Consider the following 11,103-nt stretch of genomic DNA (forward strand, 5'->3'; position numbering starts at 1 on the left):
AGGGACGCGCTTCTGCAAGTTCCCGCGATCCTTCTCCTGCCTTTATCCGATCCATCCTATCCATCCCGGTCCTTGAATCTCCCGGTCCTCCAAATGAACCGGCTCAGGGATTGAGGAAGTGGCCGATGGTCTCCTGGGCGTGCTTGAGATTGTCCCCGGCGTCCTCGCCTTTCTCCAGCTTGGCGGCGTGGCCGAAGTGGATCATGAAGAGCTGCTTGCCGTCGTAGGTGTCCTTCATGGAAAAGGTCTCCTTTTCCTTCAGGATCGTGGCCCAGGTGTCGCGGACGTCCTTCCAATAGCCGTTGGTCTTCGTCCAGTAGTCGTTGAAGGCGGGGGCGAGTTCCGGGGCGGTGATTTCCTCGTAGCGGTCCACGCCGATCTCCTTGCCGACGGTCCTGCGGGTGCCGTCCTTGTCCACCTGGACCTTGGCGTTGTTCTGGATGTGGACCCAGCCGTTCGGCGTGATGCTGATCTCGTGGATGCCCGAGAGGACGTTGTAGTCCTTGCGGATGGTGTGCTCGCGGCGGGGCAGCGGGCGCGGGCAGTCATCGCTGCGCCAGGTGGAGAGCCCGCCATCGTGCGTCCAGGTGCCGGCCACCTCGTAGCGCGGTGAATCGTCCACCTGGAAGACGGCCTGCGACCAGCGGCCCTTGCGGTCCGGTGTCCACTGTTTCTTCCAAGTCATGTCGCCCTGATAGACCTGCAATTCGGGATCCTCCCACGTCCAGTCCTGCCGCCAATGCTTCATGACGTGCGGGCCACTGGTCTCGCCCTTCTCGTCCTTGAAATACATCACCAGCGAGTGCTGCAGGCTGACGAAGTCGGCGGAGTCCTCGATTACGGTGACGTTCTCCGTGCCCCAGGAGAAGTACGGCCGGGTTGGCTTGAAATTCTCCGCGAGGCCGAGGGTCTCGGTGAAGTCGAAGCTCACGCGGTAGTTCCCCGCCATGGCGAGGATGGCGCGGCGGTCCTGCTCCTGCTTGGCCAGGCCGGGCTCGTGGAGCTTCTTCCAAGAATCCTTCGCGCCTTCGAAGAGCGTGACCTCGGAGCCCTGCGTCGTGCCGCCGCGGGGCTTCATCTTTTCCCACTCCATGAAGGGCCAGGCAAAGATGTGGCCGCCAGCGGACTCCGCCTTGGCCTTGGTCTCCGGTTTCGCTTCCGCCTCGGGCTTTGCTTCCTCCTTGGCGGGCGCAGGGGCGGCGGGTGCGGGCTTTGCCTCTTCGGCGGGCAGGGTGGTTTGCAGTCCGGCGCAGGCCGCGAGCGAGAGAAGGAAAGTAGGACGCTTCATGGGAAAAATCGGGGAGAGCCTAGGCCGCTTCACGATTTCCTCAACGGGAGATCTTAGCGGCAGGATGCGCCGGAGTAGCCGTGAAGTGACGCGGCTGTCGGGTTTCGTGCGGGGATTCCGTTCTTTCTTTCACAGGGATCGCAGTCGTTCCCGAAAACCCGAGCACATCTCCGGCCTGTGGTATTCACCCGTCTCCGCGCGAGCCGGGTGCGGACACTTCTTCCCATCGACAAGCTTCACCCGGGATCCTAGGCTGTGAAAAACCCAATTTTGAGCGAACTCACGCGCATCCTCGAGACGGCTGGCGGGAACGCGCTCCCCATGTCGGCGGAGCTGTTGCCGCTCGTCTACGATGAGCTGAGGAATGTCGCGCGGGAACGCATGTCGAACCTCGCGCCCGGGCAGACGCTGCAGCCGACGGCACTGGTCCACGAGGCATGGCTGAAGCTCTCCAGCGAGGAGGGGCGCGTGTGGAATGACCGCGCGCACTTCTTCCGCTCCGCCGCGCAGGCGATGCGCCAGATCCTGGTCGATCGCGCCCGGGCAAAGGCGACCCGCAAGCGCGCGGTGAATCCCGAGGTCTTCGAGATGCAGCAGTTCGACCTGGCGGACGCGACGCTCGACGAGCGCGTGCTGCTGGTGGACGAGATGATGACGCGGCTGGAGGCGGAGGAGCCGGACAGCGTGCGGCTGATCACGCTGAAATTCTTCGGCGGGCTGACGAACCAGGAGATCGCGGCGATGGACGGGGTGACGGAGCGGACCGTGGAGCGCCACTGGGCGTATGCGAAGGCGCTGCTCTACCAGATGATCCGGGAGGAGACCGGCGATGAAGCAGCCACCGTCGATTAACCGGCTGCTCTTCGTCGCGGCGTCGAATTTTTCCACCGCGGAGGAGAGGCGTGCCTTCCTGGAATTCGCGTGTCGTGGTGACGAGGCGCGGCTGAAGCGGCTGGAGGTGCTGCTGGAGGCGCGGGGCGAGGCGGAGGAGTTCTTCGAGTTCCAGCCCGCGGTGGAGCCGGTGCAGGAGACGCCGGGCGAGGGGGAGGGCGGCCTGGGCGCGCGCATCGGCCCCTACCGGCTGATCGACCGGCTCGGTGCGGGCGGCTGTGGCGTGGTCTATCTCGCGGAGCAGCAGGAGCCGGTGAAGCGGAAGGTGGCGCTGAAGATCATCCGCCTCGGGATGGATACGGAGAGCGTCATCGCGCGCTTCGCCATGGAGCGCGAGGCGCTGGCGCTGATGGACCACCCGAATATCGCGCGCGTGCTGGATGCCGGGACCACCGCGTCCGGCCGGCCGTTCTTCGCGATGGAGCTGGTGGATGGCGAGAGGATCACCGACTACTGCGACCGCAAGCGCCTGGACCTGCGCGAGCGCCTGGAGCTTTTCACCCGCGTCTGCGATGCCATCCAGCACGCGCACCAGAAGGGCGTCATCCACCGCGACATCAAGCCGTCGAACGTGCTGGTGCGCGACCACGACGGTCGGGCGGAGCCGAAGGTGATCGACTTCGGCATCGCGAAGGCGACGGCGGGCGGCTTCGAGGGCGACGTGACCTACACGAAGCTCGGGCAGCTCGTCGGCACGCCCTCCTACATGAGCCCGGAGCAGGCGGAGGGCGGCACGGACATCGACACGCGCAGCGACATCTACAGCCTCGGCGCGATGCTGTGCGAGCTGCTGACCGGACGGCCGCCTTTCAGCCCGGAGCAATTCAAGGACCGCGGGCCGGACGAGATCCGCAGCATCCTGCGCGACGAGGAGACGGGCATGCCGTCGAGCCGCCTGCGGAGCGTCTCGAAGGACGAGATCGGCATGATCGCCGAGCACCGGGCGGCGGACCCGCAGCGGCTGCGAGCGGAGCTGGCCGGTGATCTGGACTGGATCGTCATGAAGGCGATCGAGAAGGACCGCGGCCGCCGCTACGAGACGGCGAATGGCCTGGCGATGGACGTGCAGCGCTACCTCGCCGAGGAGCCGGTGCTGGCGCGTCCGCCGAGCCGGGGCTACCTGCTGATGAAGATGGTGCGGCGGAACCGCATCGCCTTCGCCGCGGGTAGCGTGGCGCTTTTCGGGCTGGTCGTCGGCTTCGGGACATCGACGTGGCTTTTCCTCAGCGAGAAGAGCGCGCGCGAGGAGCAGGCGCGGCTGCGCGAGGTGGCGGAGCGGGCGAAGACCGTGGCCGAGCAGGCGCGCGCAGAGGAAGTCCGCCTGCGCGAGAAGACCCAGTCCGCGGATCTCGTCACGCAGGCCGCGGTGCTCGTCCGCTACAGCGAGCTCGCGCGAGCGGATGCCCTGCTCGCCGGGCTGACACCGGATCGCACGCCGCTTTCGCTGGAGGCGGCGGATACCTTGCGCGCGGTGGCGGACTGGAACCTGCTGCAGGGGCGGTGGAAGACGGCCGCGGAGAGATTCAGCGCGCTGGTGCCCGCCATCACCAGCGTGGACATGACGGACACCGACCAGATGTCGCGCATCCTGCTGCCCGCCGCCACGGCCATCAAGGAGTGGGGCGAGCCGGACCAGTATGTGCGCTTCCGCGAGCTGGCCATCCGGAGATTCGAGTCCTCGGGGAATCCCGCCGTGGCCGGGCAGGTGATCAAGGCCGTGCTGCTGGAGCCCGCCGACGAGGAGACGCTGGAGGGCGTGGTGACTCTGGCCACCGTGCTGGAGACCTCGATGCACGGGCCGGAGATGGAGGGGAATCCCTACCTCGCGGCGTGGCGGCAGTTCTCCCTCGCGCTGGTCGCCTACCGCCGGGGAAATCTCGATACCGCGGGCTACTGGTCCCGCCGCAGCTCCGCCTCGCCCGCCACCACGGGCTCGCTGCGCACGTCGAATGGCATCCTTCTGGCGATGATCGATTTCAAACAGGGCCGCCTGGAAGACGCGCGCACCGCGCTGCTGGACGCCCGCGAGCAGGTCGCCGGGTGGGAGAGCACGCCCTTCCAGCTCGGCACCTCGGTGGACCTGTGGTTCGACTGGGGGAATGCCCGGATATTCCTCCGCGAGGCGGAGGAGATGATCGTGGGCTCGGAGGACTGAGGCGGGCGGGGAGTATGCCGATTCTGGAGGCAACGGTGCTTTAATTATCAGCAATTAAACGATCTTCGGAATTGGCGAAAAAAGTTCCCGGAGGTGTGTCGGGGTTTTCCCGGTCTTCTCGTTTGTCCCGTTGAAACCTTCTCCTCGGCCTTTTCCGAGGAGCGTCCCCACGCCCAATGGGGACCACCCAAAGCTAGCTTTAACCCAGAGCCAGAGAACCCATGAAATCCAAGTATTCCCCGATCCCGGCGATAGCCATCTCCGTGTCGCGCGCTGCTGCGCTCATGACCCTCGCCGCCACCCCCGGTGCCTTTGCCGTGAGCGCCACCTGGACCGGCGCGACCGATGCGACCTGGGCCACCGCCGCGAACTGGAGCGCCTCGCCGGTGCCTGGCTCCGCGACGAATGAAGTCGCCACCTTCGCCACGGCAGGCGGAGCGGACGACGTGATCAATCTCGGCAGCGGCGTGACGGTCCGCTCCATCCTCTTCGACACCGCGGCAGCAGCGCCCTACGTCATCGGCAGCGGCGCGGTGGGCAGCCAGACGCTCACCATCGAGGGCGCGGGCGGCATCACCGTGAATGCCACGGTGGCGGCGAACCAGGTGGTGAATGCCAACCTGAACCTCGGCACGGCAGCCGGTGCGGAGGGCGTGACCCTCACGAACAGCAAGGCCGCCGCATCCAACAGCCTCACCGTCGCGGGCGGCATCTCCACCACCCAGACCGGCACGAAGACGCTGACCGTGGCGGGCACCGGCGTGACGAATGTCAGCGGCGCGATTTCCAACGGCTCCGGCACGCTCGCCCTCGCGAAGACCGGCGCGCACGTGCTCACGCTTTCCGGAGCGAACAGCTACTCCGGCGGCACGACCATCTCCGGCGTCCTGAACGCGGCGAACAGCTCCGCGCTCGGCACCGGTGGCGTGACCATCAACAGCGGGAACAACCAGCTCCAGCTCGGAGCCGGGGTGAACATCGCAAATGCCCTCACGCTGAATGGCGGCGGCATCACCGGCCAGGGTGTCATTCACCTGCCGGGCGACAGCGCCACCTACAGCGGCCCGATCAATATCACCGCGGCGACCAATGCCGGTGGCGTCTTCGCCACGGCTGGCACGGGCAAGCTCACGGTCAGCGGTGCCATCACTTCCACCATCCCCATCACCGTCCGCTCCGGTCACGTGGTCTATACCGGCGCGCAGGCCTACACCACGGGCACCGCGATGGGCACGGTGGACAGCCGCTCGATGATCCAGTTCGGCAAGATCGCCTCGATGCCTGCCACGGGTGCGGTCACCGCCACCTCGGGGAACAGCGTCGCGATCAATGTCGGCGGCACGGGTGAATTCACCGCCACCGGCACGGGCGCTGGCACCATCGCGGGACTGCTCGCGGGGACCGGCGGCCAGGGTGCCGCGGTCACGCTCCCGGCGGGCACCTCGGTGGGCATCGACACCACGAATGCCCCGGGCACGGTGACGTATGGTAATGCCTTCACCACCACGAACAACCTCGGCCTCATCAAGCTGGGCACCGGCACGCTGGAGCTGACCGCAGGCGGCACCTACACCGGAGCAGGCGCGGCGGCCTTCCCGCTCGTCGTCCGCCAGGGCACGCTGCTGCTGAATGGCGGCGCGCACACCCCGAACGGTGAAGTCGTCATCGGTGGCACCTTCGGCCGCGCGAACGGCTCCACGGGCCTCGATGCGAAGCTCCGGCTCGATGCCGGTTCGCTGACCACGAGCAACTGGCTCTCCATCGGTCGTGGCAATGGCATCGGCGGTGTCTCGTCCGACCTCGAGCTGAACAATGCCGCCGCCATCACCGCGGGCAATGTCAGCGCGGGCTTCGACGGTGGCAGCGCCGCGAACCTGCCGAAGGGCACCATCACGCTGAACGGCACGTCTTCCATGACCATCTCCGGGAATGGCGAGCTGAAGCTGGCGGAGTCCGCGGGCACGAACATGACGATGACCCTGAACGACTCGGCCACGCTCACCGCGGCCGGCACGGGCATCAAGTATCTCGGCAACGGCGGTCTCGGCACCTTCAACGTGAACGGCAGCAGCACCGTCAACTTCGGCACCGGCATCACCTACATCGGCTTCCAGACGGGCACCGGCGTTGCGACCCAGAGCGGCGGCACCTTCACCACCGGCGGTGAAGTGCGCGTCGGCGGCTCGGTCACGAATGGCACCGGCCCGAATGGCACCGGCTCCTTCACGATGACCGGCGGCACGGCGAACTTCAACGCGCTGACCATCGCCCGCGGCAACAACAACCAGAACACCGTGGCAGGCACCGTCACCGTGGGTGGCACGGGCACGCTGAACACGGTCAACGACGTGATTCTCGGCTTCGCGGGGAACAACAACCTCGGCAAGCTGGTCGTCAGCGGCGGCACGCTGAACCTGGGATCCGGCGGCGCGAAGTGGCTGATCTCTTCCTACTACGACACGGCGAAGGGCCAGGTGGACGTGACCGGCGGCTCGCTGAACCTGATCAACAATTCGTCGATCAAGGGACTCATCGGAAACACCGGCAGCTCCGGCACCTCGGTGATCAACCAGACCGGCGGCTCGGTAACCTTCTTCAGCGACGCGGGCACCACCGTGGGCGGCACCGGCGTGCTGGACCTGGCCCTGAGCGGATCTGCCACTTCGTCGAGCATCTACAATCTCGACGGCGGCACGCTCACCGTGCCGTCCGTGGTTTCCACGAACACCTCGGGCACGCGTCTCTTCAACTTCAACGGCGGCACGCTCAAGGCGGCGGCGAACGGCACGCTGATGAACTTCGGCGGCAGTATGACGACGGTGCGCGCCAACGTCCGCGATGCAGGCGCGATCATCGACACGAACGCCCACAACGTGACCATCCAGCAGACGCTGGAGCAGAGCAACGTGGTCGGCGACGCCGGCACCGGCGGCCTCACGAAGAAGGGCGCGGGCACGCTGGTCCTCGGCGGCTTCGGCAACAGCTACACCGGCACGACGAACGTGGATGCCGGCACGCTGGACGTGCAGGGCACCATGGTCTCGCCCATCGTGGTGAAGAGCGGCGCGACGCTCGCGGGCTCGGGCTCGACCAGCGGATCGCTGACGATGCAGTCCGGCTCCACGCTGTCCGCTTCGACCACCTTCCCGCTGGTTGCGAACGGCGTGACCTTCTCGGGTCCGACGAACCTGGTCTTCAGCGGCACGCCGATCAATGGCAACCCCTACACGCTCTTCCAATACGGTGCGGGCGGTGTGACGGGTCTCGCGAACCTCTCCTCGTCCGGCTTCCGCACGGTCATCACGAATGACACCGGCAGCCAGCAGGTCATCGGCACCGTCACCACGGGCAGCCTGACGTGGAACTCCACGAACGGCACCTGGGGCGTGAATACCACGGGCTGGAGCGGTGGCTTCAGCAACTACTTCAATGGCGACGCCGTGACCTTCAACGAGCGCCCGGCCGCCAGCACGGTCACGCTCAATGGAACGCTGCTGCCCGCCTCGGTGGTGGTGAACAACACGGCGAACCCGTATTTCTTCACGGGTAGCGGATCGATCGGCGGCGAGACGACCCTCACCAAGACCGGTGCAGGCACGCTCACCATCGCTGCGGCGAATACCTACACTGGCGGCACCACGCTGGAGGCAGGCACGCTGAACATCAACGGCGCCACGGCGCTCGGCACCGGCTTGCTGACGATCAATGGCGGCATGCTCGACAATACGAGCGGCGAGGCGATCGTGATGACCTCGAACTTCCAGCAAGCCTGGAATACCGACATCAACTTCATCGGCTCCAGCAGCCTCGACATGGGTACGGGCGGCGTCTCGATGTTCGATGCGGTGCTGACCGACCGCACCGTGACGGTGGCGGCAAACACCCTGGGCGTGGGCGAGATCACCTCCGGCGCACTGGGCCTGACGAAGCAAGGCACGGGCACGCTCGTGGTGGCCAGCAATGGCGCACAGGCAGCGGGCAGCGTCATCGGCGGCACGCTGAATGTCGCGAACGGCACGCTGCAGATCAACCGCAGCGGCACGGACGGTGCCCACAGCGGCGACTTCACCGCGACGGGCCTCGCAGGCACCGGCACCATCACGAACGGTGCCGCCGTGGAGCGCTGGCTCTTCATCAATCCAACCGCTGACCAGACCTTCGCCGGCACGCTGGCGAATGGTGGCACGGGCGGGCTCGGCATCAACAAGGGCGGCACGGCGAACGTGACGCTGTCCGGCACGCTCTCCTACACCGGCACGACCACGGTCGGCGGCGGCATCCTGAGCATCCCGGTGGCGAATACCGGCACCGGCACCGGAGCGTCCGTGAATGCGGGCACGCTGGTCCTCGGCAATCCGACCGCGCTTGGCACGCCTGCAAATCCGGCTGCGCCAAACGTGATCCGCATGGCGGGCACCTCGACGCTGGATCTGGCGCACGATGGCGGCGGGCCGATCTACGGCTTCGCCACGGGCACGCCGGTCGTTTCGACCGTGCTGCTGAACCGCTCGGCCGCGGGCGCAGGCATCACCCATGCCCTCACCACCGCGGGTGCGAATGGCGTGGGCGGCGGCACCATCAGCGTGACCAATGGCGCGAATGTCACCTCGGGCACGAGCCACCTGAACCTGGCGCAATTCGGCCTGGGTGCAGATACGGTGCAGACCACGATCCTGAATCCCGTGGCGACGGAAGCCGCCGGAGTGGGCATCACCATCGGCACCGTCTCGAAGCTCGTCGGAGCCACGGCGCAGACGCTGGAACTCGGCGGCACCACCACCGACAACCAGATCACCGGCCTGATCTCGAATGGCACGGCGGCTGTGACGCTGGCGAAGACGAACAGCAGCACCTGGACGATCTCCGGCGCGAACAACACCTACACCGGCGGCACCCGCATCGGTGCGGCGAATGGCGCAGGCGTGCTCCGCGTGACGGCCACCGCCGCGCTCGGCACGGGCACGGTTTCCTTCGACGGCACCGGCGGTGCCGCACCGGGCGGACCGACCAGCCGTCTCGAGCTGGCCGGCGGCATCACGCTGGCGAATGCGATGACGCTGAACCAGCGGAACAACGCCAGCGCGGCCATCCTGAATGTCAGCGGGAACAACACGCTCAGCGGCTCGATCGACCTCTTCACCGGTGGCAACCGGGCGAACATCCAGTCGGACGCCGGCCTGCTGACCTTGTCCGGCGCGATCCTGACCACCACGGGCAATGCTCGTAACCTGTATCTGGGTGGCGCGGGCAATGGCGTGGCGAGCGGTTCCATCTCGAATGGCACCGGCTCACTGAGCGTGACGAAGGAAGGCACCGGCACCTGGACGCTGAGCGCGACGAACATCTACACCGGCGCGACCACGGTGAGCGGCGGCACGCTGAGCATCGCCCAGCCTTCACTGGCCGATGGCGCGGCGGTGAACGTGGCTGCGACCGCGGTGCTGAACCTGACGCACAGCGGCACGGACACGGTGGACCGCTTCCAGATCGACGGCGTGGATCAGGCCCCGGGCACCTGGGGTAGCCTGACTTCCTCGGCGACGAACAAGACGGCCCGCATCACCGGCCCCGGCATGCTGCTCGCGACGAATGGCACCACGCCTCCGACCGGTGGCTTCAGCACCTGGGCGACGGCGCTGGGCCTGACCGCGGCGAACAACCTGCCCGGCCAGAATCCGGACAACGATGGCTTCGATAACGGCCTGGAATACATCCTCGGCGGCCACCCGCTGGACGGTGCGAACAACCCGAAGGTCCACACCTTCATCACCGACAGCAGCGATGCCGGCACGGAGAAGGAACTGGTGATGACCATCGCGGTGCCACAGGGCACGCCTGCCTTCCCGACGGGTGTGGCGAATCCGAGCGTGACCTTCGAGGGCTACACCGTCCGCGTCCGCGGCGGCACGGACCTGGCGAGCTTCAATACCGTGGTGAACGTGGTCGATCCCGTGACCACCGGCCTGCCCGCCGCGACGTTCCAGCAAGGCGGCATCACTTATGAATATCGCTCCTTCAGCCTTGGAGGATCGAACGGCACACCCGGCAAGGGCTTCCTGCAGGTGACCGTGACCAATCCCTGATCGGATAGCCGGTCTCTTGGGTTAAATGGGTCGCCGGGAACCGTGGGAACGGTTCCCGGCCTTTTTGTGTCCGGAAGTCGGAAGTCGGAGGTCGGGAGTCGGAAGTCGGAAGTCGGAAGTCGGAAGTCGGAAGTCGGAAGTCGGAAGTCGGGGGCATTCTACAGGGCCAACGGCCCGGCCATTCCTCAGCCCGGGCCATCGGCCCGGGTATGCGGCACCGGACGATCGGCGGCCTGAAGGGACGCGATAGGGGAAATGACCGCCTTCACCAACACGCCCCCGTACCATTCGCCGACACCATCGCCCTCTTCACCGGCGATCATCCCACCGGCGGACATCCCCACCCGTATCGCGGCCCTTCAGGCCGCCATCATCCCCGCGTCCACACCCGGGCCGATGGCCCGGGCTGAGGGATGGCCGGGCCTTTGGCCCTGAAGAACCCGATCAACGGACCCCGCCATAAGATCCACCCCTGTCCGGTTCGTCGGTCCAGATTCAAGACGTGGGTAACCCGCACCGTGTCCCCATGTCCTGACTGTGCCCTCTGCCCTCTGCCCTCTGCCCTCTGCCCTCTGCCCTCTGCCCTCTGCCCTCTGCCCTCTGCCCTCCGCCCTCCGCCCTCCGCCCTCCGCCCTCCGCCCTCCGCCCTCCGCCCTCCGCCCTCCGCCCTCCGCCCTCCGCCCTCC

General features: G+C 67.0%; 4 protein-coding genes. 3 read left to right on the forward strand and 1 reads right to left on the reverse strand.

Features of this window, described 5'->3' with window-relative positions:
- Window positions 1–103: 103 nt before the first annotated feature.
- Window positions 104–1,288, reverse strand: coding sequence for a DUF6607 family protein (locus OKA04_RS11935; RefSeq protein ID WP_264501393.1), 1,185 nt, complete (start codon window positions 1,286–1,288; stop codon window positions 104–106).
- A gap of 270 nt (window positions 1,289–1,558) precedes the next feature.
- On the opposite strand from OKA04_RS11935, the gene OKA04_RS11940 reads away from it, so the two are divergent.
- From OKA04_RS11940 to OKA04_RS11950, 3 genes are all read left to right on the forward strand, one after another.
- Complete coding sequence (locus OKA04_RS11940) at window positions 1,559–2,140, forward strand: ECF-type sigma factor (protein WP_264501394.1); 582 nt, start codon at window positions 1,559–1,561, stop codon at window positions 2,138–2,140.
- Window positions 2,118–4,334 (forward strand): serine/threonine protein kinase, encoded by a 2,217-nt coding sequence (locus OKA04_RS11945; protein ID WP_264501395.1) that lies wholly within the window; start codon window positions 2,118–2,120, stop codon window positions 4,332–4,334. The genes OKA04_RS11940 and OKA04_RS11945 overlap by 23 nt, the downstream gene beginning before the upstream one ends.
- Before the next feature lie 221 nt (window positions 4,335–4,555).
- Window positions 4,556–10,417 (forward strand): beta strand repeat-containing protein, encoded by a 5,862-nt coding sequence (locus tag OKA04_RS11950; protein WP_264501396.1) that lies wholly within the window; start codon window positions 4,556–4,558, stop codon window positions 10,415–10,417.
- Window positions 10,418–11,103: the final 686 nt, after the last annotated feature.

It is taken from the genome of Luteolibacter flavescens, assembly GCF_025950085.1.
In the GTDB taxonomy this organism is placed as follows: domain Bacteria; phylum Verrucomicrobiota; class Verrucomicrobiia; order Verrucomicrobiales; family Akkermansiaceae; genus Haloferula; species Haloferula flavescens.